This window comes from Sneathiella litorea (assembly GCF_009882915.1).
Taxonomy (GTDB): domain Bacteria; phylum Pseudomonadota; class Alphaproteobacteria; order Sneathiellales; family Sneathiellaceae; genus Sneathiella; species Sneathiella litorea.
In genome coordinates this window covers 975943-1000055 of record NZ_WTUW01000001.1, presented here as the reverse complement: position 1 = coordinate 1000055, position 24113 = coordinate 975943, and the positions used below count along the sequence as shown (strand labels likewise).

Annotated in this window: 25 protein-coding genes; 9 read left to right on the top strand and 16 right to left on the bottom strand. The window is 53.3% G+C overall.

The features are described from left to right. Positions 1 to 2: 2 nt before the first annotated feature. Entirely contained in the window at positions 3 to 857 is an 855-nt protein-coding gene (locus GQE98_RS04780; RefSeq protein WP_161314490.1) for a chorismate mutase, read from the bottom strand. Between the two features lie 163 nt (positions 858 to 1020). Here GQE98_RS04780 and metX point away from each other — a divergent pair, with 163 nt between their 5' ends. Then, positions 1021 to 2166, top strand: coding sequence for a homoserine O-acetyltransferase MetX (gene metX, locus GQE98_RS04775; RefSeq protein WP_161314489.1), 1146 nt, complete (start codon positions 1021 to 1023; stop codon positions 2164 to 2166). After that, on the top strand, positions 2163 to 2801 hold the full coding sequence (metW, locus tag GQE98_RS04770; RefSeq protein ID WP_161314488.1) for a methionine biosynthesis protein MetW: 639 nt from the start codon (positions 2163 to 2165) through the stop codon (positions 2799 to 2801). Before metX ends, metW begins: the two co-directional genes overlap by 4 nt. Here metW and GQE98_RS04765 read toward each other — a convergent pair. Further along, on the bottom strand, positions 2798 to 3562 hold the full coding sequence (locus GQE98_RS04765) for a class I SAM-dependent methyltransferase (RefSeq protein WP_161314487.1): 765 nt from the start codon (positions 3560 to 3562) through the stop codon (positions 2798 to 2800). The genes metW and GQE98_RS04765 overlap by 4 nt on opposite strands. A gap of 68 nt (positions 3563 to 3630) precedes the next feature. On the opposite strand from GQE98_RS04765, the gene gloB reads away from it, so the two are divergent. Both gloB and GQE98_RS04755 read left to right on the top strand, forming a co-directional pair. Continuing rightward, positions 3631 to 4401: a hydroxyacylglutathione hydrolase gene (gene gloB / locus GQE98_RS04760; RefSeq protein WP_161314486.1), complete on the top strand. Its 771-nt coding sequence runs from the start codon at positions 3631 to 3633 to the stop codon at positions 4399 to 4401. A gap of 3 nt (positions 4402 to 4404) precedes the next feature. Next, a complete protein-coding gene (locus GQE98_RS04755) occupies positions 4405 to 4839 on the top strand; it encodes a cupin domain-containing protein (protein ID WP_161314485.1) in 435 nt (144 codons plus the stop codon). Between the two features lie 5 nt (positions 4840 to 4844). On the opposite strand, the gene yddG is transcribed toward GQE98_RS04755, so the two are convergent. From yddG to GQE98_RS04735, 4 genes are all read right to left on the bottom strand, one after another. Beyond that, positions 4845 to 5735 carry an aromatic amino acid exporter YddG gene (gene yddG, locus GQE98_RS04750; RefSeq protein ID WP_161314484.1) on the bottom strand — a complete coding sequence of 297 codons (891 nt, stop codon included), beginning with the start codon at positions 5733 to 5735 and terminating at the stop codon, positions 4845 to 4847. A gap of 103 nt (positions 5736 to 5838) precedes the next feature. Then, entirely contained in the window at positions 5839 to 6561 is a 723-nt protein-coding gene (gene phbB / locus GQE98_RS04745) for an acetoacetyl-CoA reductase (RefSeq protein WP_161314483.1), read from the bottom strand. Positions 6562 to 6589: 28 nt separating this feature from the next. Beyond that, positions 6590 to 7759 (bottom strand): acetyl-CoA C-acetyltransferase, encoded by a 1170-nt coding sequence (locus GQE98_RS04740; protein WP_161314482.1) that lies wholly within the window; start codon positions 7757 to 7759, stop codon positions 6590 to 6592. Positions 7760 to 7903: 144 nt separating this feature from the next. Then, positions 7904 to 9148, bottom strand: a complete 1245-nt coding sequence (locus tag GQE98_RS04735) for an alpha/beta fold hydrolase (RefSeq protein ID WP_161314481.1) — start codon at positions 9146 to 9148, stop codon at positions 7904 to 7906. A gap of 238 nt (positions 9149 to 9386) precedes the next feature. Between GQE98_RS04735 and phaR the strand changes: the two genes are divergently transcribed. Together phaR and GQE98_RS04725 are read left to right on the top strand one after the other, a co-directional pair. Next, complete coding sequence (gene phaR / locus GQE98_RS04730; protein WP_161314480.1) at positions 9387 to 10001, top strand: polyhydroxyalkanoate synthesis repressor PhaR; 615 nt, start codon at positions 9387 to 9389, stop codon at positions 9999 to 10001. 203 nt (positions 10002 to 10204) lie between these two features. Further along, a complete protein-coding gene (locus GQE98_RS04725; protein WP_161314479.1) occupies positions 10205 to 10636 on the top strand; it encodes a hypothetical protein in 432 nt (143 codons plus the stop codon). Between the two features lie 17 nt (positions 10637 to 10653). On the opposite strand, the gene msrA is transcribed toward GQE98_RS04725, so the two are convergent. After that, on the bottom strand, positions 10654 to 11136 hold the full coding sequence (gene msrA, locus GQE98_RS04720; protein WP_161314478.1) for a peptide-methionine (S)-S-oxide reductase MsrA: 483 nt from the start codon (positions 11134 to 11136) through the stop codon (positions 10654 to 10656). 176 nt (positions 11137 to 11312) lie between these two features. On the opposite strand from msrA, the gene pdxR reads away from it, so the two are divergent. Further along, a complete protein-coding gene (gene pdxR, locus GQE98_RS04715) occupies positions 11313 to 12797 on the top strand; it encodes a MocR-like pyridoxine biosynthesis transcription factor PdxR (protein ID WP_161314477.1) in 1485 nt (494 codons plus the stop codon). A 7-nt stretch (positions 12798 to 12804) separates the two neighbouring features. After that, positions 12805 to 14595 (top strand): extracellular solute-binding protein, encoded by a 1791-nt coding sequence (locus GQE98_RS04710; protein WP_161314476.1) that lies wholly within the window; start codon positions 12805 to 12807, stop codon positions 14593 to 14595. A gap of 2 nt (positions 14596 to 14597) precedes the next feature. Here GQE98_RS04710 and GQE98_RS04705 read toward each other — a convergent pair whose 3' ends face one another. From GQE98_RS04705 to argH, 5 genes are read right to left on the bottom strand one after another with little or no spacing between them, the layout of a single operon-like run. Then, positions 14598 to 15596, bottom strand: coding sequence for a glycosyl transferase family protein (locus tag GQE98_RS04705; RefSeq protein ID WP_161314475.1), 999 nt, complete (start codon positions 15594 to 15596; stop codon positions 14598 to 14600). Positions 15597 to 15629: 33 nt separating this feature from the next. Next, positions 15630 to 18137, bottom strand: a complete 2508-nt coding sequence (locus GQE98_RS04700; protein ID WP_161314474.1) for a TIGR02302 family protein — start codon at positions 18135 to 18137, stop codon at positions 15630 to 15632. A gap of 11 nt (positions 18138 to 18148) precedes the next feature. Next, complete coding sequence (gene lysA, locus GQE98_RS04695) at positions 18149 to 19414, bottom strand: diaminopimelate decarboxylase (protein ID WP_161314473.1); 1266 nt, start codon at positions 19412 to 19414, stop codon at positions 18149 to 18151. Between the two features lie 22 nt (positions 19415 to 19436). Continuing rightward, the gene (locus GQE98_RS18115) at positions 19437 to 19562 is read right to left on the bottom strand and encodes a lipoprotein (protein ID WP_237687945.1); all 126 of its coding nucleotides are present in this window, start codon (positions 19560 to 19562) and stop codon (positions 19437 to 19439) included. Continuing rightward, positions 19559 to 20959 (bottom strand): argininosuccinate lyase, encoded by a 1401-nt coding sequence (argH, locus tag GQE98_RS04690; RefSeq protein WP_161314472.1) that lies wholly within the window; start codon positions 20957 to 20959, stop codon positions 19559 to 19561. The genes GQE98_RS18115 and argH overlap by 4 nt, the downstream gene beginning before the upstream one ends. Before the next feature lie 54 nt (positions 20960 to 21013). Here argH and GQE98_RS04685 point away from each other — a divergent pair, with 54 nt between their 5' ends. Continuing rightward, positions 21014 to 21571, top strand: a complete 558-nt coding sequence (locus GQE98_RS04685) for a TlpA family protein disulfide reductase (protein ID WP_202526078.1) — start codon at positions 21014 to 21016, stop codon at positions 21569 to 21571. Here GQE98_RS04685 and GQE98_RS04680 read toward each other — a convergent pair. Genes GQE98_RS04680 through GQE98_RS04665 form a run of 4 tightly spaced genes read right to left on the bottom strand, consistent with a single transcriptional unit; the run spans position 21566 to position 24101 of the window. Further along, positions 21566 to 21880 (bottom strand): hypothetical protein, encoded by a 315-nt coding sequence (locus GQE98_RS04680; RefSeq protein ID WP_161314470.1) that lies wholly within the window; start codon positions 21878 to 21880, stop codon positions 21566 to 21568. The two genes, GQE98_RS04685 and GQE98_RS04680, sit on opposite strands and share 6 nt — an antisense overlap. Further along, positions 21877 to 22461, bottom strand: a complete 585-nt coding sequence (locus GQE98_RS04675; protein ID WP_161314469.1) for a TetR/AcrR family transcriptional regulator — start codon at positions 22459 to 22461, stop codon at positions 21877 to 21879. The genes GQE98_RS04680 and GQE98_RS04675 overlap by 4 nt, the downstream gene beginning before the upstream one ends. A 43-nt stretch (positions 22462 to 22504) precedes the next feature. Continuing rightward, on the bottom strand, positions 22505 to 23371 hold the full coding sequence (locus GQE98_RS04670) for an SDR family oxidoreductase (RefSeq protein WP_161314468.1): 867 nt from the start codon (positions 23369 to 23371) through the stop codon (positions 22505 to 22507). Between the two features lies 1 nt (position 23372). After that, positions 23373 to 24101, bottom strand: coding sequence for a hypothetical protein (locus GQE98_RS04665; protein WP_161314467.1), 729 nt, complete (start codon positions 24099 to 24101; stop codon positions 23373 to 23375). Positions 24102 to 24113: the final 12 nt, after the last annotated feature.

The window sequence follows — 24113 nt, the reverse complement described above, 5'->3', positions numbered from 1 at the left end:
GGCTATTTTATGGGAACGGCGTAGGCGCCAAGAATAACAACTTTAATAAAGCTTTCTCCACTAATCTCACCAAGTTTTACAAGGCGTGGATCAGTTTCCGCAACGAATTCCGGCATCTCAATAAGATGAAGCCAATCACTGTCCCCTGAATCAGGAGACCGCGAGTCTGCGCAATATCCGCTCAAGCCTGCCTTCACGAGATTCTCGTTCAGCCGGGCCCGGCTCACCTCATCACTGGTGGCGAGTGCCATCAAGGTTACATCATCACCGGATGGCTCAGGCTCCGCCTGACCAATCACGAGGGAATTCAGATCTTCAAATTCACCGGATGGGTTATCGAGGAATGGAAGTGCCGCAAGAATCTTCGGTACATTTTCACCGCCCTGGGCAAGGTGCGTCCACCAGGTATCACGCTCCCGCGTCAACCAGGGAAGAACACCCAGGGTCGACGGGTTTTCATAAACCTCCCGCAGAACGACTGACGGCAGTTGATGCAACTTCATTGGCGTCGCGGAGCCAAAATGAAACCGCGCCAAATCCCAGTAACCTACGGATTTATCGGGCGCGGTTATAGAAACCGAGTAGGGCTTTTGCATCCAGCCGACAGCAGCAATCAATTCCCGCCATATTGCCGCAATGACCGTGTCGGGCAACTTACTGGAATGCACTTCGAGTATTTTACGCAGAATGGAGGCTTCCCTGCCCGGACGAAAGGCGAGCGCCTTGCCATCCACTTTTTTTGCTGCAGCTATATCCTCGACGATCGCGATCCTTTTTTCCAGAACCGACAAAAGCTCCGCATCCAGCCGGTCGATTTCAGCCCTCAACGCATCAAGTTTTGTATTTTTTATTGTCACAATAGTTACCTGAACAAACAGACTGTTTCGTCAAAATTGGACCACAAAGCCCGGCATTTGGCAAAGAATATATTGACAGACCTTGCCCCGCCGCACTAGCTAACAGCAAAGTCGTCCAAAACAAAGATTTTTCTAATCCAATAGCGCGAAAAGAGAAGTAAAAGTGTCCATAAATCCTCCAATATCGGATAATCAGACCGTTATCCTCGGAAAGGAGACGCCACTCAAGCTCGATTGCGGGGTGACACTAGAGGCTATCAATATGGCTTATTGCACCTATGGGACACTGAATGCAGACAAATCTAATGCGATTTTGATCTGTCATGCCTTAACCGGTGACCAGTTCGCCGCAAGCCGCCAGCCGGTCACGGGAAAGAACGGGTGGTGGGAAATAATGATTGGTCCAGGAAAGGTTCTGGACACAGACAAATATTTCATTGTTTGCAGCAATGTTCTGGGTGGATGTATGGGAACAACAGGACCATCGGATATTGACCCGAAGACGGGCAAGCCCTATGGCCTGAAATTTCCGATCATCACCATTGGCGATATGGTCCGTGCGCAGGCAATGCTACAGGATTATCTCGAGATCGAAAGCTGGTTCAGCGTAATCGGCGGATCCATGGGCGGGATGCAGACATTGCAATGGGCGAGCGCCTATCCAGAGCGGGTTTTCAGTGCCATTCCAATTGCTTGTGCCGCGCGTCACTCTGCGCAGAATATTGCCTTTCACGAAGTCGGACGTCAGGCCGTAATGGCCGATCCCAATTGGTTAGGCGGCGATTACTACGCGAGTGATAAGAAGCCGACTGCCGGCCTTGCAGTCGCGCGCATGGCCGCACATGTGACCTATCTCTCCGAAGCGGCGTTGCACCGCAAGTTCGGGCGCAATCTGCAGGATCGCGATAACCTGACCTACGGCTTTGATGCAGATTTCCAGGTCGAGAGCTATTTGCGGTATCAAGGGATTAATTTCGTCGACCGTTTTGATGCCAACTCCTATCTCTATATAACCCGGGCGATGGATTATTTTGATCTGGTAGAGGATCATGGCGGCGCCCTCGCAAAAGCGTTCGAGGGAGCGAAAACCCGCTTCTGTGTTGTTTCCTTTACCAGTGACTGGCTGTTCCCCACGTCGGAAAACAAGGATATCGTCCAGGCGCTGATTGCTGCGGCCGCGAACGTAAGCTTTGTTGAGGTAGAAACCGATAAAGGCCATGACGCCTTTCTACTGGATACACCGGAAATGTTCAAAACCATCAACGGCTTCCTGCAATCTAGCGCAAAGAGCCGAGGGCTTCTGTCATGAGCGAACCCATCAAATTTGTACCTAAGCGGGATATTCGCGTTGATTGGCAACTAATTGCGGAAATGATCGAGCCCGGTAGCAGTGTCCTTGATGTCGGCTGTGATGACGGGCAACTTCTTGCCCATCTTACCGAGACAAAAAATGTCGAAGGGCGCGGGCTGGAGCTGAGCCAGCATGGCGTGAATATCTGCGTCGCCAACGGGCTTTCGGTCGTCCAGGGCAATGCGGATACGGACCTTGTCTATTATCCAGATGACAGCTTCGATTACGCGATTTTAAGTAAAACCCTCCAGACCACCCATCAGCCGCATGTCGTACTGGAACAGCTTCTTCGGATCGGTCGGCGAGCAATTGTGTCTTTTCCAAATTTTGCCTATTGGCGTTGCCGGACATATCTTGCGTTCACAGGCCGTATGCCGATGACCAACTCACTGGATATTCCGTGGTACGAAACGCCGAATATCCATTTCTGCACGCTCAAGGATTTCACGGCCTTGTGCGAGAAGATGGAGGTCAAGATCGAGCAATCGGTGATCGTCAAGGCGTCGGGTGAAGTCATGACCCGATCGACCTACGGCAGTTTCGCCAATTTTTTCGGCGCGGACTGCATTTTTATGCTTTCCAAAAAAACCTAGGTTTTTTCCTTGAGTTGCCGAGACTGCCTTCCCGCAATTACAGGGCGAGCCGCCGGCAGGATGACGGGTCTCCGTCGTGTTTTACGCTCCGGCTGTTCGGTTAGGGCATAGACCTGCTTCTCTGCCTCCATAATCCGGACGCCACTGAAATGACTCCACCATTTTTCACCGATATTCTCCCATGCCCGGGCGAGCTTTAAGTTTACGCGCCATTTGCTGGGCGGCATATAAAGAGCCCCCTGCCGGTCTCCTGGTGTAAACATATTGTCTCTTAGCAGGCGGTTAAGCTGCTTATCGCTATACGGATGCCCGTAGCCAAATGGGGTATTCTCCGTTCGAGCCCAAAGACCACGCCGACTTGGCACCACGACCATCAACTTCCCCGTTGACGTCAGAACACGCCAGATCTCCTGGATCGTCGGATCGACATCAGTCGTGTTTTCAAGTCCATGCACCCAAATAATCCGATCGATGGAAGAATCAGGCAGCGGCAACATACGCTCGTCGACAAGGCTGACCAGACTTCTGCTATCGCGCGGCCACTGGATCACTCCCTGCTCTAATGGCATGAAGGAAATAACCCGCTCGGCTTCCGCCCGGAAGGGGTTTAGGTAAGGGGTTGCATAGCCGATACCAAGGACACGAAAATTTTCAAGATCTGGCCACATCAGCCTGATTTTACGGCCAATCGTTCGCCGAACTACCTGTCCGAGAGAGCTGTGATAAAAATTTCGTAAATCAATAACATCAGGTCTGAGCATAATGCTATACTGCCATAAATTATGAGAATGGACACTTAACAAAAAACGGAATGCCGAAAGATCAGCCGATGAGCAAGCTAGAAATTCACCAAATTCCAGTCCTGAGCGACAATTATGTCTATTTGTTCCGGGACGCCAATAGTGGCCTGGTTGGCGTCGTTGATCCGGCGGTTGCCGGTCCGGTCCTCGATAAACTGCAAGAGCTCAACTGGACCCTGACCCATATCATCAACACACACCATCATCCGGACCATACTGGTGCCAACCTGGAACTGAAAGAGAAGACAGGCTGCACGATAGTCGGCGCAAAGAACGATGCATCGCGCATTCCCGGGATTGATATCAAGGTAGAGGAAGGCGATATTTTCGACTTCGGCAGTCAGAGCGCAAAAGTCTTTGAAGTTCCGGGCCATACGGTTGGCCATATCGCCTACTGGTTCGAGGAATCAGACGCGCTTTTCTGCGGCGATACACTGTTTGCTCTTGGTTGCGGCCGCCTGTTTGAGGGTACGCCCGGCCAGATGTGGCACAGTATCAGTAAATTCCGCGACCTACCCGATCAGACGAAAGTCTACTGCGCCCATGAATATACGGAAGCAAACGGTCGTTTTGCCGTCTCGGTAAACCCTGGCAATGATGCCTTAAAAAAGCGCTTTGCAGAAATTGTCGCGATGCGAAAGAAAAAACTGCCAACCGTTCCCTCTACCCTTGGCGAGGAGAAGGAGACTAACCCCTTCATGCGCGCGGATGATCCCGGACTTGCCGCCGAACTTGCCCTTAGCGGCGCTGATCCGGTGGAAGTTTTCGCCGAAACACGTCGCCGCAAGGATAGCTTCTAGACAATGACCCTTTCTGCTGCCGATATCATCCAGTGCCTCAAAATGCAGCCCCATCCCGAGGGCGGCTACTTTGTCGAGACCTTTCGCGATGACCTGACCCTTACGGGTACGAAACGCGCTGTCTCCACGGCTATCTACTACCTGCTTGAAAGAGGTGACCGGTCCCATTGGCACCGTGTCGATGCAATTGAGATCTGGCATCATTACGCGGGAGCGCCGCTCACCCTCTCAATGGCAGCGGACGGCGCCCCTGCCGAAGATTGGATATTGGGGACTGATATTCTTAAAGAGGAGCGACCACAGATCGTCATTCCACGCGGATACTGGCAGGCGGCCCATTCAAACGGGGACTGGACGCTCGTCGGTTGCACTGTCGCGCCAGGCTTTGAGTTTGAAGGCTTTGAGATGGCACCGAAGGACTGGGTTCCGACGATTTAGCCAGGTTATGCGGGCCTCAACAACACACGCAGTATTTTCAGGGAACCTACAAGAGCTCCAGCCGTGATCAGGAGACAGCCAAAAAGCAGTGGCCAGGAAAAGCTCGCCACCCCCACAACCAGCAGGATTAATGTGGAAAGCAGCGGCGAGAGATAGGAAAGCACGCCCAACGTCTGGATATCACCATGCTTCATCCCACGATCCCAGAGGAAAAATGCAGCGCCGACAGGGCCGAGACCTAGACCCAGAACGGCCAGCCATTGCAAAATGTTTTGCGGCCAGAGCGTCACTTCAAAGAACAGGTGACAGCCGAGTGACAGGAGAGCGGTTATTCCGCAGAAAAGTCCGATCACATCGGAAGAAACTGCTGAATATCTCCGGCTTAGAACTGAATAGCTTGACCAGATAAAGGCACAGCAAATGGCCGCGAGATAACCTGTACTGTATTCCGGATTGAAATCAAACGCCGCACCCTTGGTTATCAGCAAACCAGCGCCCAGCAGGCTGATCACCCCACCGACCAGATGGAACCAGTAAAACCGTTCCCCTGGCAATAGCGTCGAGAAAAGGACAATCAGCAGCGGCCAAAGATAGGCAATCAGGCCCGCTTCCGCGGCAGGGGCATTTTTGAGTGCCAGAAAATAGAAGAAGTGATAGCCGAACAGACCCGCAACGCCAAGCACCCAAGCGCCCACCGGTATCTTGAAGTAAGGCCGAACGTCCTGACGATAGAGCAACCATTTCAAGGACACGCCGACGAAGGCAATTGCGAACGTCATGGCGGTGAGCTGAAATGGTGGTATCTCGGCGGTTCCCGTCGTAAACAGGGCGAGAAGCGCCCAGAGCAGAATTGCGCCAAGCCCGCAAAGACTCGCTAACGTTTGTCCTGTCGCCATCTGGCTGTTCACTCGTTTGTGGAATTACCTGAAAAAGAAAATGGCATGACGCCGGTCACCCAACATCATGCCACCTTCAATATTAGCCGTAAAGTTCAGATGATCAGTACATGTGCTGACCGCCGTTAATCGAGAGAGTCGAGCCTGTAATGAAGCCCGCGTCATCCGCTGCGAGGAAGCAAACACCGCGGGCAATTTCAGAGGCTTTTCCAAGACGTCCGACCGGAATGCCGGCAACGATCTTTGCCAGCACATTTTCCGGCACCGCTGCCACCATATCGGTGTCGATATAGCCCGGCGCAATGGCGTTCACCGTGATGCCCTGGCCCGCGCCTTCCTGAGCCATTGCCTTGGTAAAACCATGAATACCGGATTTTGCCGCGGCGTAGTTGACCTGACCATATTGACCCGCCTGACCATTGATCGACCCGATATTGATGACACGGCCGAACTTTGCGGCGCGCATATCATCGATTGTTGCCCGGCACATGTTGAAACAGGAGCCAAGATTGGTATCGATCACCTTCTGCCAGCTATCTTGATCCATCCGGTGCAGCGTCCCATCACGGGTGATTCCGGCATTATTGACTACTATCTCGACCGGACCGAGGTCTGCCTTTACTTTGGCCACCCCTTTGGTGCAAGCGTCAAAATCCGACACATCCCATTTATAGGTGGAAATGCCAGTGCGGTCCGAAAACTCCTTCGCGCGTTCGTCATTTCCGCCATAGTTTGCCGCAACCTTGTAACCTTTTTCATGCAGCATGATGGAAATGGCTTCTCCAATTCCACGGGTCCCACCCGTTACAATCGCTACTCTCGACATTTTCTGCTCCCTTTACGTCATTGGCTTGTTATCTTTCAACACACATCGCGATACCCATACCGCCACCGATACACAATGTTGCCAGTCCCTTATGCGCATCACGTTTCTGCATTTCATGTAGCAACGTGACCAGCACGCGGGCACCCGATGCACCGATCGGATGACCAATGGCAATGGCACCACCGTTCACATTGACCTTACTGGTATCCCAGCCAAGATCCTTATTCACTGCGCAGGCCTGCGCGGCAAAAGCTTCATTTGCCTCAACGAGATCAAGATCATCCGTTGTCCAGCCTGCTTTTTCAAGCGCCGCGCGGCTCGCTGGAATGGGTCCTGTTCCCATAATCGCCGGATCAACCCCGCTTTGCGCCCAGGACACAATACGCGCGAGTGGTTTCAACCCTTTTGCTTCGGCGGCCTCCGCCGTCATCAGTACGACAGCTGCGGCACCATCATTGATACCGGAAGCATTCCCGGCCGTAACCGAACCATCTTTCAAGAAGGCGGGGCGCAGGCCGCTCAACTTTTCAACCGTGGTTCCGCCACGAATATATTCGTCCTGATCGACAACGATATCGCCTTTGCGCGTGGAAATAGTAACCGGTACAATCTCATCCTTGAAGCGCCCGGCAGCCTGCGCCTCAGACGCTTTACGCTGCGACTCCGCGGCAAACTGGTCCTGAGCTTCCCGGGTGATCTGCCATTTAGCGGCGACATTTTCTGCGGTGTTGCCCATATGATAGCCATGAAAGGCGTCGATAAGGCCATCTTTCAGCATGGTATCAGTAAACTCGAGCGGACCCATTTTCTGGCCATTTCGCAGATGGGCACAATGAGGTGCCTGGCTCATGCTTTCCTGTCCACCGGCAACCACTACTTGCGAATCACCATTGAGAATGGCCTGATAACCAAGCGCCACCGCACGCAGGCCGGAACCACAAAGCTGGTTTACACCCCATGCCGGAACTTCATAAGGGACACCGGCATTGACGGAGGCCTGCCGCGCCGGATTCTGGCCCTCACCCGCACTCAGTATCTGGCCCAGGATAACTTCGGAAACTTCAGACGCGTCCGTTTTTGATCGAGCCAGCGATTCCTTGATGACAATCTCACCAAGCTTATGCGCAGCCAAAGGGGCCAAGCCGCCATTGAAGGAACCAACCGGCGTGCGTACCGCACTGGTAATGACAACATCCATGTTCTATTTCTCCTGTTTCGATTGTGTAATTTTAATTCAAAATTCACTTCGTATGAGAAATTTTAAAACAATGTTTTCTACTCATACGAAATAACCTTAGTTTTTCTTCGTCGCAACTCTTTTCTTGGCTCGCGGATCAAAAACTCAATGTGCCGCTATCCAATCCCCCAACTGACGCCATAACCCGTCTTGCGCCTTTCCCCCGGCCATCATGCCTACGTGCCCTGATGGCGGTGTGATCACCGTCGCGGACGGTAAGGCGGATGCCAGCGCGAGCGCGGAGGGACGCGGAACAATCTTGTCGGTTTTTGGAACGGCGATAAGGGACGCAATTGCAATATCCTGCGGCCGAACAATTTCCCCGTCAACCATCCATCGCATCGAAAGCGGCTCGTTCCGACCATACCATTTATCAAAGACATCCGCAGCCACATGTTGTGCGAGAGGGTAGCCGTCGTTCAGCCAATCTTCAATTGCGACAAATTCCTGTGCCGCGTTGGTCGCCATATCCATTTCCGCGAATTTTCTGAATTTCCGAAGCCCCAGGTTAGGGTCGAGGCTGGCGAAGAGAGTTTGCAGCAGATCGACCGGGAGTTCGCCGAAGCCAGCCAGAATATTCGCCCACATTTCCCGCTGATCAAATAGCGCTTTTGCCTCACCGCCAAATTCCGCATGAAAATCCCAGGGCGACGCGATGGCAATAAAGCTACTGATCTTATCAAGCTTTCGTCGTGCGGCGGCCACCGACAGCGTACCGCCCATACAATATCCGGCAAGATGCAGGGGGGCCCTTGAAAAAACATCGGCCGCAAAATCAATCGCAGGGCAGATGCGATTAATTACATAATCGGCGATGTCGAATTCACGCTCATCTTCCCCCGGGGCATTCCAGTCCAGCAGGAGCGGCCGGATCCCCCGCGCAGCGAGGTAATCAACAAGGCTTCGACCGGGCATGAGATCAAGAATATAGGCGCGGTTGATGAGAGAGGGCACCAGCAGAACGACAGGGGCGGTGGTGGCGGCTTCGGGCGCGCCATCAAGTAGCTGGGTAGTTCCCTGTTGCCAGATCACTGGTCGATTTCGCGGCTCCCGCCGATAAGGATGGTTATGATAGAGGCGAATGCCGTCAATCATCTTCTGTACCTGTTCACTGCCCTGATTGGCGAGTTCCTGCAACAGGTCTGCCCCGCCCCTAACGGTCTCGGGATCAAACGGGTCTTTAGGAGACGCCGGGAAATCCGGTGAGGGAGCAGGGACACCGTTCTGAAGAAGAGGGAGAGTCGCCAGAGAACCTGCAACAGTCGTTGTCGCCAACCCTAAATGCAGCGCCAGCGGTCGGGGTCCGATCCGCGACGGTACTGTGCCTATATCCGACGACTTAATGGTCATCCGCCAACACCTGGTCCGGCAGCATTTTTACAGTCTGGGGTCTCATTGTTCCGGCCGTCACTGCATGTCATACTGCTTTATATATACCCAGAATTGATTGGTTGCCACTTTGGAGAAGGTTAATTTCGCATTTGTGATGTATTTTTACCAACGGCAATGCACAATAAACTTGCGCAGCGCAACAATTACAGGTGAAAATGCACGTTAATATATCTTCCAACTAAAGTTAGGAGACGCAGTGGTTGAAAAAACTTCAGATGACAAGAAGCCGATTGTCATAAAAAAATATGCGAACCGCAGGCTGTATAATACAGCCACGTCATCTTATGTCACGCTGGACCATCTGAGCCGTATGGTAAAGGAGGGAACAGAGTTCGTCGTGTTCGATGCCAAGTCAAACGAAGACATCACACGGTCAGTCCTGACCCAGATTATTTTTGAAGAAGAGGCCAAGGGCCAGAACCTTCTTCCCATCAGCTTCCTGCGCCAACTGATCAGCTTTTACGGAGACAGGCTGCAATCGGTTGTCCCGGACTATCTGGAAATGTCCATGCGCTCCTTTTCTGATAATCAGGATAAAATGCGGGATGTATTGCCAGATAACCTGACCACAAACCCCATGTTCCAGCAATTTGAGGAAATGGGACGCAAGAATATGGAGATGTTCAGTCAGGCCGTCCGTATGTTCTCGCCGCCCAGCCTCTTTGGGGGAACCGAAGGCGGAAAAGACCCGGAAAGCAAGAAGGCTTCACCAGAGGAGAAGTCTGATCAGACCTCCGAAATGATGCAGGAACTGAGGGAACAGCTACAATCCATGCAGAAGCGCATAGATGAAATGAGTGAGAAGAAATAATACCAGAAACTGTACTTTCAGCAATATTGTGCTAAATTGTTCCTATAACTATATGTTTAGTTAAGGGTTTATTGTCGAATTTTATGCAATATCTTGGCGATGTCGTTTGAGTTGAGGAAGAACGGATTTCTCCTCACGGTCAATAGCTTCAGAATGAAGACCAATTGCCACTATGTATCAACAGGTCCCGGGACCGGATATAAATGGAAGTAACGCGGCCCATAGCTAGTATTCCTGCGTTGCCATCAAAACGCGATGGCGACGAAGGGCATCTGTATGGGCGAAAAAATCTCCGGAGCGGAGAATCCGGTGAGCGCAATGAAAAGACGCAAGACCTCCCTGCGACCCACCCGCATGTCCTATCCAAAACGGTGGCAGCTGCAAATTCGGCGTCGGTTCCGACCAATCTTCGTGAAATACAGCCAACCTTTACCTCAAACCGTGGGTCAGACACTTACGCTCATTTGCCCTATTCCTCGCAGTTTCTTGCTCAACAACTTGGCCAGCAAGATGAAGATTTTATAGGCCTTGATCCGACGCGAGCGCACGGCCAAGCCACCGCCGCATATAACAACAGTCTTGGCCTTACAGTTACAGTGCTCGGGTTCGACGGGCATGCGGAACGGATTGTCTGACAGGCTCACACCTGTTCCTAGATATGGCAGGTCGCAAGGCCACGTTTTTCCAAATATTGCTGATGATAGTCTTCCGCTGGATAGAAATCGAGCGCCGGTGAAATTTCCGTAACGATTGGCCGACGGAGCAATCCGCGCCGCCCTTGCGCGCCTTTAGACGCTTCGGCAATCATTTTCTGGTCATCATTCCGGTAGAAAATGGCGCTACGATACTGCGTGCCAATATCCGGCCCCTGTCGGTTGAGTGTCGTCGGGTCATGGCTCTGCCAGAACACATTGAGCAGATCCTCATAACTTACCACGGCAGGATCGAAGACCACCTTGACTACTTCGGCATGCCGGGTCTGGCCTGAACAAACATCTTCATAGGTGGGATTGGCGATAGTACCACCCTGGTAACCGGCAACCGTTTCCCGGACACCCTTTACCTGCCGAAAAGCCGCCTCGACACCCCAAAAGCATCCTGCAGCAAAATAGGCAATATCTGTTGCTCCTGTCATCTTTATCTCCTCACATACAAGATCGGCACGCTTCATTATTTCGCGCTTTTTTCAAATATTGCAACCAAGTACAAGAAAACTTGATCGTAAAAAGCACCCGGCCGAAATATGTTTAGGTATTGGTTTATATTCTGCGTAAAATTATGGGCCATTTCAAACCACTTTATAGAGTTGCGATGTCCCGCCGCCTTAAAAATGCTCAGTTGCAAACGCTTACCCTGGATGCCGACAGTCCAGTTTCCCTGCACCAACAGCTTTTTCTGGCTCTGCGCCAGGCAATCCTCGATGGGCGATTAAAACCAGGTACGCGCCTCCCCTCCAGCAGATCTATGGCTATTGATCTCAAGATCTCCCGCAACACCGTGCTGAGCGCTTTTGATCAATTGATGGCAGAAGGGTATCTGGTCAGCCGTGTCGGAGCAGGTTCCTATGTATCGGACCAACTACCCGATGACCTTTTACAGCGCAAAACCGATGGGCATGCGCCTGGATTACACACGCGAGAAATCTACCTTTCCAAAATGGCGGCACCGTTCAAGGGAAAGTCGCTGTCATCACAAAAGAGAAGCCTGCCCTTTTCTCCTGGTCTCCCCGCATTGGAGGTCTTTCCCTTTGATGACTGGGCCCGGTTGCTGGCCCGTCACTGGCGCCGGCCGGATCAGGAGTATCTGGTCGATAATCCCGTCGGCGGTGCGAAAATCCTGCGCGAGGTTCTTGCCTCCTATCTAGGGCAGACCCGGGCCGTTCGATGCCACGCGGATCAAGTGATCATCCTGTCCGGATCACAACAGGCCATTCATCTTGTCGTACGCGCCTTCGCAGAGCCGGGCGATGCTGTCTGGATGGAGGAACCGGGATACCCCGGCATTCGCGATTCCATTCTGTCCGCCGGTGCTGTCCCTATATCAGTGCCCGTTGATGATGAAGGCTTTTCGCTGGAACGCGCAATTGAAAGGGCGCCAGATGCCCGCCTTGCCTGCATTTCGCCATCACATCAATATCCGTTAGGCCAGACAATGTCGCTTGCCAGGCGGCTGGATCTTCTGAATTGGGCCAAAGAGGCAGGGCGGTTTATCCTCGAAGATGATTATGATAGCGAGTATCGTTACTCCGGAAGGCCACTTTCCTCGCTCCAAGGCCTCGATGATGATAACCGGGTTCTTTATGTCGGCACCATGAGCAAGGTCATGTTTTCCGGCCTTCGGGTTGGTTATATGATTGTACCGGAGGATCTGGTGGACGTTTTTCTCGCGCTTCGCCGGAATATAGACAGCCATTCACCCTCCATACCGGAAGCGGCGCTGGCGGACTTTATAAGTGAGGGCTACCTCGCTGGCCATGTCCGGCGTACAAGGTTAATGTACGAGGCGCGCCAGAAATGCCTTGTTTCGCAGCTCCAGGAAAAACTTGGTGATATCATTATGGTTGCACCACAGGAATCAGGAATGCATCTCATCGCTTATCTGCCGCCACATATCAGCGATACGGAAGTGGAGCGGGACGCCGCTGACGCGGGAATGTTGGTCCGGGCCCTTTCAGGGTTTTATAATCTTCCGACCAACAAAACAGGTCTCCTTCTGGGATTCGCCGGCACACCGGAAAAAGAAATGCCACAATTGGTTGATAAACTCGCCAAAATCATTCGCAGCAAGGCGATGTAGTTTACGTATGAAAAAGCAATGGCTCCCCTTCCTCTTAATAATTGTCCTTAACTGCAGCTTTGCAGGCCTTTCTTTTGCGTCGGAAACACGGCACGCCATCGCGATGCATGGAGAGCCGAAATATTCCTCCGGATTTTCGCATTTCGATTACGTGAACCCCTCGGCCCCCATTGGGGGAACTGTCCGGTTGAGTGCCATCGGAAGTTTTGACAGTCTTAATCCCTTTTTATTGAAAGGTGTCAGTCCGCGAGGCCTCGGTGATGTGTATCAATCCTTGCTGGAACGCTCCCGCGATGAACCATTCACCCTATATGCCAATGTCGCCAACGCAATCGAGGTGGCCCCGGATCGCAGCTGGATTATTTTTCATATCAATCCGCAGGCGCGGTTTGCCGATGGCAGTTCAATCACCGCGGAGGATGTCCTCTTCTCCTTCACGACCTTTCGCGATGAGGGCCGCCCGAACGTCCAGAGCTATTATCGAAAAGTGACGGAAGCTGACATCCTGTCCCCTCTCTCGATCCGTTTCGCCTTCGAGGAAGATGGCCGATTTGAGATGCCGCTGATCATGGGATTGATGAGCGTGCTGCCAAAAACCGCCTTTGATGTGGTGGATTTCAAGAAAAGTTCCCTCATTCCCATAATGGGCTCAGGACCCTATCTGGTGGAGAAAGTTGACCCCGGGCGCCGCATTATCTACCGCCGCAACATGAATTTTTGGGGCTGGCATCTGCCGCAAAACAAGGGCCGATTTAATTTCGAGAGAATTATTTACGATTATTTCCGCGATGACGACGTTGCACTGGAGGCGTTTAAATCCCGCAATATCGATGCCCGGTTTGAAAATAGTGCCGCTAAATGGACATCCGCATATGGCTGGCAGTCGGAAACGGCGTATCATAAATCAACACCAAAGATCAGTATTCCAACCCCCATGCTGGCCTTTGTCTTTAACACCCGGCGGGAAAAATTCAAGGATCGACGTGTACGGAAGGCACTCGTCCATGCCCTGGATTTTGAATGGATAAATGCCAATATCCTGCATGGTCTTTACAAGCGCACCCACAGTTTCTTCGAAAATTCCCCGCTCGCCTCAACCGGCCCTATTCCATCTGCGGAACGGGAGTTGCTCAGCGCTTATACCCATGAACTTCCAGAATCATTGTTTGAACAAGATTTCAGCCTGCCTGAAACCGACGGCACCGGCCGCGCGCGTGAAAATCTTATTCAGGCCCAGCAATTACTGTCCGATGCAGGCTACCGCATCAAGGACGGCATTCTCCGCCATCAGAAAACCGGGCGCCCCTTCCGGATCGAGTTCCTGATTAACAATACTGACTACATCAAGCTGATTTCCCCCTATCAGAAAAACCTCAATATTCTGGGAATTCAGAGCAATATTCGGCAGATTGATACGGCCAGTTACCAGAACCGCCTGACTGATTATAATTTTGATATGATCCTTAATAGCTGGGGCCAGTCGCTCTCGCCCGGGAATGAGCAGGCATTCTATTGGAGCCGTGACGCCGCCAAAACCCCTGGCACCCGAAATTATCCGGGAATCGACCTTGCCGCTGTCGACGCGTTGATTGAGCGGATTGCCACAGCCCGGGACCGCGACCGGCTGGTCAATGCGACCCGCGCCCTCGACAGGGTGTTACTTTCCGGACATTACGTCATTCCGCTTTACTATACGGATGAACAATGGTTGGCGCACTGGCCAGAAATAAAGCTACCCTTGACCCCCTCATATTGGGGAACCGGGCCAGACCTTTGGTGGTACCAAAAGAGCGATTGACCTCATCCAAACCGGTTTTTATCGCGGCTATCCCATATATCGCGGGCGCGGCTCTCGGCTTCGCTGATCTTCAGCGTGGGAACCGCCGATTTAAGGGCGAAGGCGAGTGTCCCGATAATCGCAAGTAGTGGCATTTTTAAATCAAGTTTCCCCTGCCACATTCGAAGAAGCTGCGCCGGCGCCAGGTCCTCTTCGCGCCATTTATAAACATTTTCTTCTGTCATTGCAGGCCATTCCAGCTCGGTCACCTCCCCGTCGATCAAGGCGTCGACCAGGGCGGGCTTCATCGGATTGCGCTGCACTTCACCACCGCCCCCCTTGAAAATCAGGCTGTGAGGCTGATGAAGCGCCTTTACTGTCTCAAGATGAAGCGCCTTGTAGGGCGGATGAAAAACACCCTGAAGCTGACGGGGCGCAGCAAAGGGGTTAAGGTCGCGCCCGAACGTATTCACGGCTGTTCGCACACCCAGTAGCGGACGCAGCTCAAAAAGCGTCTGTAACGATGGGCAGAATTTTTCTAAACCAAGGTAAACAAGGTTGGTCTCACCAAACAATGCCGCCGCACCGGACAGGGAATCAGCCTGCGGGATACCAAACACTGCAAGCCCCGGACGTGTCGCGGCATACCCGGCCACATAGCCTTCTATGCCATGCATCAGCACTTTATATCCCTGATCCGCAAGCAGGATAGCAGAGAGTATGAACCAAGGTTGTTGACGGTGACGATCCGCGTAGGAAGGCCAGTCAAAATCAACATTCGCGGTGATATCCTTTTCAAGGAAATGATCGCGGGCCGCAGCCACCATGCCTGCAAGCTCCTCTCCTGTCTCACCTTTTCGCCGGAGAAGCAGCAGGAAGGCACCAAGCTGTAAAGGCTCGACCTCTCCCGAGAACACCATATTCATGGCCGCTCTGGCTTCGTCGAAAGTCATGTCTCGCCACATCTTCGGGCCCTTGCCGAGAATGCGGACATATTGCGCAAATGGATGATCCTGTGTCATGGCGGGGATTTATAACAGACTTTACAATCCACCCTAAAAAATATCGAGCAGTCGTTTCAGATAGTCCCGCTCCAGGTAGTCGCGCGCCGGATCGGAAAGGCGCCGTTGCAACTCGTCACGGATAGACCGGCTCTTGCTAATGCCGTTTGCTTCCCCACGCATCAACGCATTGCCTGCGTTTCTTCCTTCACCACCCTCTTCTGACACCGATCGGCCAAGCGGATCTCGTCCTTGTCCCGGTTGCCCGGGCCCCGCAGACTGCGTGCCTTGCCCCTGCCCGTTCTGCATCATTTGCTGGGCGAGCGATTCGGTTCCCTGACGCAAGCTTTCAAGGGCATTGCTTTCCGATTGCATGGCCGATTGCCCCTGCCCCTGTTGCAGCGCGCCCCGTGCATCATTCATCGATCGTTCCGCGCGCCCTAACGCTTCCGGTATTTCGCCTTCCGCGCCCAGCCGACCCATCAGGTCACCCAGCATCTGACGCAATGCTTCCTGCACTTCAGCGAGATCCTGCAGGCCGCCCCGCTGTCCGGACTGACCTTGTTGTCCCTGTTGGCCAGGCTTTGTTCCATTTTGAGACTGCTGGCCTTGTTGACCGGGCTGGTTTCCCTGCTGCGATTGCCGGTTTTGCGATTCCCGGAAAGTCTGGTCCAGCAACTCCTGTTGCTTTTGCATTAATTTTCCAAGTTCATTGAGCATTTCCTGTGCGGCCTGCTGACCGGCGGACGGCTGCCGCGCTTCGGCCATTTTCAAATTCTCCATGATATCCTGGAGTTCACTCAATAACTGCCGTGCGGCGTCCCGGGCGCCGCCGCGCGCAAACTGGTCAATACGGTCCAGCAACTTTTGCAGGTCCTGCGATTCGATAAACTGATCTCCGCTGTTCGGATCACCCGTGGCTTGATCTTCCCTTGGCTGTGCCTGTTGAGCGAGGGCTTGGAGGAAATTCTCCATAGCAGCACGTAATTCTTCAACAAGGCGTTTGATCTCGGCATCACTGGCATTGCTATTCAGCGCCTCCATCAGAGCTTCCTGAGCCTCTCGCAGAGCGGCTTCCGCAAGAGACAGATCACCATTTTCAAGGCGAAGCGCTGTATCCCAGAGGATATCAACCACATCATCGACAGATTTCTGGCTTTTTCCGTTTAAGAGGGTCGACTGTGCCGTCGAGAGGGCCAATATTACGGTCACATCATTATTGAAACTATCGGGAAGGCTGGCGATGGTTTGCAGGACAAGAGCGACGCCGGCCTTGCTTTCTTCAGGATCAGTCACCAGGTTCTTGCGCTGCTCAATCAGAGCCCGGGCTACCGGATGCGTAAAATGCCGCTCAGGCAGGACAAAGGTCATTGCATCTGAATATCCGCGCTGCCCGATCTGGTCTTCGGCAAAGAGTATCATATTCACCGAGAGGCCGGCCCAGGGGTGCGCCGTCAGGTCATGGTAACTTTTACCGGTCACCTGTTTTGAACCACGCCCTGGTGTGGGCAGGGCAAGCTCGATCTTTTTGTCGGAACTATCGCGGGTAATTTCTCCGCCAAGCTGCTGGACACCATAGTCATCCCGTGCCTGATACTGAAGCTTGAACGCAGATCTTTCCGTGACCTCCGGATTATTGATAAACATGGCCGTCGGCACCTCATCCACGACAACGTTCAATTGCCAGTTGGCAATGACCTCGCCATCTTTCTCGATCTTCACGCTTGTGGATGTGTCGAAGGCCGCCTCGATCTGGAAATTCCGCATGTCGGTGGCAGCAAAATCCTGCCGCTCATCGCCAACGATCAGCACAGGAACTTCGCGCTCGCCTCCGAATACATTTGCAATGAAGCTGCTTTGCGCCGGAACAATATAAGTCTGTACTGCTTCTTTATCCGTATTTGTATTGGTGAGCAGGATTGGGGCCTGACCGGTATAGATAGGGGGGGTAATCCAAGCCGTTACGTCAATTGGAACCGCCGCCGTACCGACACGGGGTGTCATCGCTGCATACAACCGGTCCGCCGAGCTGGAACCCGCAATCACAAATGCAGCCACCAGAAGAAGGATCACGAACGCCCGAAAGCCATAACTGTCCTCCATTCCCATATCAAGGCGTGGAAACCCGATTTTGAGCCCGACAACGCTTCGGCGCAAAGATTTCTGGTAAAGACGCCACATTGTGTTGCCTGGCGTATTGTTGTTCTTTTCCGCTTCAGAATGCGCACCAAGAGATTGCAATGGCCTGTGACGCAGCTGATTTCGCCGTTCCAGATAGCGAAGCGCCCGGCTTCGCGTCGGTGCCTCCAGGTCCCGTGCCAGCTTATAAAGGCTGTACAGGATCGCACCCAAAAAAAGGATCAGCGCAAGAACATGGACCCAGCCTGGCGTAAAAGACCAGATATCAAGCAAAGACAGACCGACAAACAACCCGACAAGACAAAAAAACAGCCGCCCGTGCCGCCAAATCCCTTCCAATAGAAAGTTGGCTTTCGCAAGCAGGATACGGATTTCGAACCCTAACCCATATCCTCTGTCACTGGTGTCGTTGCGACGCTGCATTCATCCTCGATTCACCCCTCGAGCCACGCTGGCAGTATATCAAGTTTCAACAGAGCCTCCAAGCTCGGTCGTTCCCTGATCACCGCATATTGATCGCCTTTCACCAGAACTTCCGGTACCAGCGGTCGGGTATTGTAGGTTGAGGCCATTACGGCACCATAGGCTCCGGCGCTGCGAAAGGCGACAAGATCGCCCCGTGCAAGATCCGGCATATCTCTCTCCCGCGCAAAGGTATCGCCGGTCTCGCAGACCGGCCCCACCACATCGGCAGGGGAATATTCGCCAAGCTTCTGGTCTTCCCGGATCGGGTCGATCTGATGATAACCGTCATACATCGCCGGGCGAATCAAATCATTCATGGCGGCATCGAGAATAACAAATTTCCGCTGCGTCGCCTGTTTCACATAGACGACTTCAGAGACCAGCACGCCCGCGTTCCCGACGATCAGGCGACCCGGCTCGAATACAATCTGGCAGCCAAGATTACCGATCGCCTCCAGCGCGACGGCGGCATAGGCAGACGGCGCAGGCGGAATTGTCGCATCGTAGGGAATGCCAAGCCCGCCGCCAAGATCGACACGAGAGATGTCATGCCCCTCGCTCCGCAGTTGCTGAACCAGCTCCCGCACGCGGTTAAACGCGTTTTTGTAGGGTTCAAGATCGGTGAGCTGAGATCCGATATGTACATCAACGCCCTTGATCTCGATCCCCGGGAGGGCCGCTGCCTCCGCATAGATGCGGGACACATCCTGCCAAGGCACGCCAAACTTGTTCTCCGCCTTGCCGGTCGAGATTTTGGCGTGGGTTTTCGCATCCACATCCGGATTGACGCGAAAGGTAATGGGTGCTTTCAGCCCCATACTACTCGCAACTTCGCTCAATAGATGAACCTCGGGCTCGGATTCCACATTGAACTGGTGAATACCGACCTCAAGCGCATAGCGCATTTCCGCCGGCTTCTTGCCAACACCGGAAAAAACGATCTTTTCGGGTGGAATGCCCGCCTCAATCGCGCGGCGAAGCTCCCCTTCAGAGACCACATCCGCCCCGGATCCGAGATCCGCGAGGGTGCGGATCACCGCCTGGTTGGAGTTGGCTTTCAGCGCATAGCAGACAAGTGCATTCGCCCCGTCAAACGCGCCGGAGAAAACCTTGTAATGCCGCTCCAGGGTTGCGGTGGAATAACAATAAAAGGGTGTGCCCACCGTTTCGGCGATCGTCCGTAAGGAAACATCCTCGGCATAGAGTTCGCCATTTTTATAGGTGAAATGGTCCATATGTCGGCAATCTTTTCTAAAACTAGCTTTTCTTCTGTTCAGACTTTTGCGTATCCGGTGAATATTTAGGCGGGCTTTTCACGCCGCAGCCCGAGAGAAACCCGACAGTAACCACCATCATGATTGCACCAAGAAGCACCCGTTTCATTTTCCGCCTCCTTCCTGGTCCAGCTTTTGGCGCCAGCGTGCGATTTGCTCTCGTACCCTGGAAGGGGCCGTGCCACCATAGCTTATGCGGCTGGCAACGGAATTCTGAACACCGAGTACCTTGTATATTTCTTCAGTAATGCCGCCTTCCACCGATTGCATCTGCGAAAGGGACAAATCTTCAAGTCCACATGTGTTCTCTTCCGCCAGCTTTACAAGAGCACCCGTCACATGATGGGCCCGACGGAATGGCATATCCAGTTTCTGCACAAGCCAGTCCGCAAGGTCTGTCGCGGTAGTGAAACCCGCGCCCGAGGCGGCGGTCATCACCTCGCCATTGACCTTGATATCACGGATCATCCCGCTCATGGCAGCAAGGCAAAGCTGAAGATTGTCAGCGGCATCGAAGACCGGCTCCTTATCTTCCTGCATATCCTTGCCATAGGTCATGGGTAGACCCTTCATCATCATCAGGAGGGAGGTAAAAGCACCTGCACTGCGTCCGGCCTTGCCGCGGATCAGCTCCGCCGCATCGGGGTTCTTCTTCTGCGGCATGATGGAAGAACCGGTCGAGAAGCTATCGGAACACTCAACGAAGCGGAATTGCGCACTCGACCAGATGACAATCTCTTCAGCCAGCCGGGAGAGATGCATCGAGCAGATGGAGGCAAAGCTCAGGAACTCCAGCGCGAAATCCCGGTCCGACACACCATCGAGGGAGTTCGCGGTGGGCCGATCAAAGCCTAGCTCCTTCGCCGTCATTTCCCGATCAATCGGGAAAGACGTGCCCGCAAGCGCCGCCGACCCCAGAGGGCTTTCATTCAGGCGCGAACGCGCGTCTGCAAGTCGTCCGCGATCGCGCGCGAACATCTCGACATAGGCCAGCATATGATGGCCAAAAGTCACCGGCTGTGCTGCCTGCAGGTGGGTGAAGCCCGGCATAACGGTATCCGCCTCGGCATCCGCCTGATCGAGAAGGGCATCCACCAGATCAGCCAGCTCTCCGTCCAGATGATCCATGGTATCGCGTACCCAGAGCCGGAAATCCGTTGCCACCTGGTCATTGCGGGAGCGTGCGGTGTGGAGCCGCCCTGCGGCATCACCAATCAGCTCACGCAGACGCGCCTCCACATGCATGTGGATATCCTCAAGCGCCGGGTCTGTCTTGAAATTCCCCGCCTCAATCTCACGAAGAATTGTCTGCAATCCGTCCTGAATTTTTTTACCATCTGCCTCGGAAATGATATTGCAGGCCATTAACATACTGGAATGTGCCATCGAACCCCTTATATCTTGGGCATAGAGCCGACGATCAAAGTCAATGGAGGCATTAATCCGTTCCATAATTTCGGCGGGGCCTTTGGCAAATCTGCCACCCCAAAGCTCGTTTGCGCTCATATTCGGGCTCGCTTTGTAACAATTGGACGTTTAGCAACTATGATAATAAAACCCATGAAATTCACAGGCCTGCTGTTCTTGCTTACATTTACAGGGCTTGTAGCAGGAACATCAACAGCTTTCTCTGAAAATCTGAGCGCTTTGCTAACGGGGGAGATGCAGAATTTTGCCCCTTACGACTCTCCGCGCCCGTTTAAGGATTTCACCTTCCTGAACGCCAAGGGAGAAGAGGAACGACTCTCGGATTATCAGGGTAAGGTCATTCTTGTGAATTTCTGGGCAACCTGGTGTGGCCCCTGCAAGAAGGAAATGCCAAGTCTCGACCGGCTGCAGGGTGAGCTTGGCGGTGAAGATTTTGTAGTGCTGGCTATCGGTCAGGACCTGCAAGGCATGGAAAAAGTGAAGGGTTTCTTTGAAAGGCGCAAGATCAGAAACCTGGCTGCGCTCAACGATAAAACAGTAAAGTCAGGTCGCAGCGCTGGGGTTTTTGGCCTGCCGGCAAGCATTTTGTTAAATGCAAATGGAGAGGAAATCGGTCGCCTTGTCGGGCCGGCGGAATGGGATGCCCCCGAAGCCAAAGCATTGATCAGTCACGTGGTGGCCGGGTCATGACGATGGTGGCGAGCGGTCATTTTTGCGCTTGAGGAGATAAAGACGGAATAGCCGCTCGACCCCCCAACTGATTGCGAGATAAAAGACGGCGTTGAGGAAAGTGACCATCATCAGGTCCATCCCAAGCCGGTAATCATGCGTTTTAACACCGATATAGAACTGGAATCCGAGAATCGAGAGAAGGCCCGCCCCTGCCACCAGAGCTACAATCAACCGGGCTTTACCGCCTGTCCAGGGAATTGCCATAAGGCAGAGAAATGACATTGCCTGAAACACAGCGCCCCAAAGATCAACGCCGAGTTCGGTCATTTTCCGTCCAAAACCGTCAGTGCGACATCCACCATGGGACGAAGCACAGCCTCATCCTGGTTGACCTTGCCGATAACCCGCATTCCCTGCATGACACCGACAAAAAAGGCCGCCAAGCTGGCGGCATCGCGTTTTGTCCTGAAGGTTCCATCGCGTTGACCGCGGGCAATCAGCTCTTTTAACGCATCTTCCATGTCATCGAAGAAAACGCGCACTTTTTCCGCACATTCATCGTCGCGGGAGCATAGCTCTACCGCAGCATTGGTCATGAAACAGCCCCGACGCTTCGGGTCCATCACCTGTTTCTGCATGAAGACATACATAAACTTTGAGAGAATTTCGCGCGCATCGCCTTTTTGTCGCAGCACATCCGTCCGTAGCAGCGCCCCGGTACCATATTGATCAAGGGCCTCCAGAAATAGGCGGTGCTTGTCGCCGAAAGTATCATAAAGGCTGCCACGATTGATGCCCATGCAATCAACGAGGTCCTGAACAGAGGTCGCCTCATAGCCTTTAGCCCAGAAAGCCTGCATGGCTTTTTCCAGCGCCTCATCGCGATTAAAGCATTTCGTTCGTGCCATTTACCAATCCGTACGGCTGTCAAAAAAACAGTCTAGAGAATGATTATATACAGCTTTCGCCCTTAAGCAAAGCTGCCAAACCTTTCCTATATGTAGGAAATTTGAGCGAAACCCCAAGTTCTGTTTTGATTTTGGCATTACTGACCCGTTTGCTGTCTGAATAGAAACTCCGCGCCATCGGGCTGAGTTCAGCGTTCTCGAAGTCAATCAGTGGGGGCGGCTCCATCCCAAGCAATTCTGCTGCGTAGGCGACAACATCCTGTGGTGGCGCCGGCTCATCATCGGCGACATTATAGACTGCGCCAGGATTAGGATGCTCCATCGACGCGACCAGGATCGCCGCCAGGTCCGCGACATGAATGCGCGAGAAAACCTGACCGGGTTTGGCGATTCGTCGTGCTTTTCCGTTCTTCAACGACACCAGCTGGTTCCGCCCGGGGCCGTAAATTCCGGGAAGGCGGAATATATGAACCGGTAGGCCTTTTGCCTCATGAAGACCGCGCCAGGCCTGTTCCGCCCGCATGCGGCGCCTGCCCCTCTCGCCGGAGGGGTTATAGGGGCTGTTCTCATCGACCCAGCCACCCTCGAGATCGCCATACACACCCGTAGTCGACAAATACCCAACCCATTGCAGGTTTTTAAGACGCAGAATTTCTGCTGCCATGACGTCAAAAACCGGATCACCTTCCTCATCGGGCGGGACAGAGAGAAGAATATGAGTCACATCCGCCGCAATTTTAGCGAAATCCTCGACTGGCTGGTCACGGCGGAAGGAGACAAGGGGAACCTTATTGTTCCTGTCACCACTGGCGGGAGACCGGCTGGTGCCCATCACCCGCCAATGAGGAAAGTCTGTCCCAATCTGACGAGCTGTAAAGCCAAGACCAAAGCAGAATAATGTGTTTGTCATGCTACTCCTGCGTTACCGCTGGCGCCGCGGACCGACCAAGGATCACCCGTGCAGACTCCGACTGTTTCACGGAAACCAGAAGCTCCGCCCCGCCTTGCGATCCTGAGGCTGATTCCGCCATGCTGGACTTCATCATCATTGTGCGCGGGGCTGCATCCATGGTCTGCACCGGATAAAGCTGTACGAAATCGATCTTGCGGACATGATAATCAGCGCCCGGCATCACCTTGTTGAGCCGCGCCACTTCATCCAGGGCTTGCTGGTAAATCTGCGACCGCAAATCGCCGCGCAATTTTTCAAATTCTGCCAGAGACGGCGTGAAATCAACATTGGAGATTGTTGCCTTATAGCCCGGGCTGCTTGCCTCTTTTGCCCGATCCTGTAGGCCTGCGAGCACGGCCTCCGGGATTCGCGCTTCTGCGCTTACATACCAGCGGTTGAGCCCCGTCTGGTCGAGTTGCTGGCGAGACGATGTAATACGCCATTCAACATCTTTCGCGAGCGATTGCAGCGATCCGTCAATCCGGTTCTTAAGGGCGTCTGTCGCTTCTTCCTGCTGGACCAGCTCAAAATAGACAGATACCCGCGCCGTGTCTGTCTTCACCCAACCTTCTGTCGTCAAATTTAGAACAACTTGATCCTGCATGATAGAAGACTTGTGGGGCATTTCCGCTGCCGCAAGGGGAACGAAACTTAAAAAAGCGATAGTGGCAATAACCAGTTTGTTCATGATAGAACTCCC

Bases quoted from the DNA above. Each gene is read 5' to 3' on its own strand.
- GQE98_RS04735 (WP_161314481.1), bottom strand. From the start codon at position 9,148: ATGACCATTAAGTCGTCGGATATAGGCACAGTACCGTCGCGGATCGGA.
- pdxR (WP_161314477.1), top strand. From the start codon at position 11,313: ATGTCCCGCCGCCTTAAAAATGCTCAGTTGCAAACGCTTACCCTGGAT.
- GQE98_RS04670 (WP_161314468.1), bottom strand. From the start codon at position 23,371: ATGACAAACACATTATTCTGCTTTGGTCTTGGCTTTACAGCTCGTCAG.
- yddG (WP_161314484.1), bottom strand. From the start codon at position 5,735: ATGGCGACAGGACAAACGTTAGCGAGTCTTTGCGGGCTTGGCGCAATT.
- GQE98_RS04680 (WP_161314470.1), bottom strand. From the start codon at position 21,880: ATGACCGAACTCGGCGTTGATCTTTGGGGCGCTGTGTTTCAGGCAATG.
- GQE98_RS04710 (WP_161314476.1), top strand. From the start codon at position 12,805: ATGAAAAAGCAATGGCTCCCCTTCCTCTTAATAATTGTCCTTAACTGC.
- metW (WP_161314488.1), top strand. From the start codon at position 2,163: ATGAGCGAACCCATCAAATTTGTACCTAAGCGGGATATTCGCGTTGAT.
- GQE98_RS04705 (WP_161314475.1), bottom strand. From the start codon at position 15,596: ATGACACAGGATCATCCATTTGCGCAATATGTCCGCATTCTCGGCAAG.
- lysA (WP_161314473.1), bottom strand. From the start codon at position 19,414: ATGGACCATTTCACCTATAAAAATGGCGAACTCTATGCCGAGGATGTT.
- phbB (WP_161314483.1), bottom strand. From the start codon at position 6,561: ATGTCGAGAGTAGCGATTGTAACGGGTGGGACCCGTGGAATTGGAGAA.
- GQE98_RS04740 (WP_161314482.1), bottom strand. From the start codon at position 7,759: ATGGATGTTGTCATTACCAGTGCGGTACGCACGCCGGTTGGTTCCTTC.
- GQE98_RS04700 (WP_161314474.1), bottom strand. From the start codon at position 18,137: ATGCAGCGTCGCAACGACACCAGTGACAGAGGATATGGGTTAGGGTTC.
- GQE98_RS18115 (WP_237687945.1), bottom strand. From the start codon at position 19,562: ATGAAACGGGTGCTTCTTGGTGCAATCATGATGGTGGTTACTGTCGGG.
- GQE98_RS04765 (WP_161314487.1), bottom strand. From the start codon at position 3,562: ATGCTCAGACCTGATGTTATTGATTTACGAAATTTTTATCACAGCTCT.
- GQE98_RS04685 (WP_202526078.1), top strand. From the start codon at position 21,014: ATGAAATTCACAGGCCTGCTGTTCTTGCTTACATTTACAGGGCTTGTA.
- GQE98_RS04725 (WP_161314479.1), top strand. From the start codon at position 10,205: ATGGAAGTAACGCGGCCCATAGCTAGTATTCCTGCGTTGCCATCAAAA.
- GQE98_RS04755 (WP_161314485.1), top strand. From the start codon at position 4,405: ATGACCCTTTCTGCTGCCGATATCATCCAGTGCCTCAAAATGCAGCCC.
- argH (WP_161314472.1), bottom strand. From the start codon at position 20,959: ATGAGCGCAAACGAGCTTTGGGGTGGCAGATTTGCCAAAGGCCCCGCC.
- GQE98_RS04675 (WP_161314469.1), bottom strand. From the start codon at position 22,461: ATGGCACGAACGAAATGCTTTAATCGCGATGAGGCGCTGGAAAAAGCC.
- msrA (WP_161314478.1), bottom strand. From the start codon at position 11,136: ATGACAGGAGCAACAGATATTGCCTATTTTGCTGCAGGATGCTTTTGG.
- gloB (WP_161314486.1), top strand. From the start codon at position 3,631: ATGAGCAAGCTAGAAATTCACCAAATTCCAGTCCTGAGCGACAATTAT.
- GQE98_RS04665 (WP_161314467.1), bottom strand. From the start codon at position 24,101: ATGAACAAACTGGTTATTGCCACTATCGCTTTTTTAAGTTTCGTTCCC.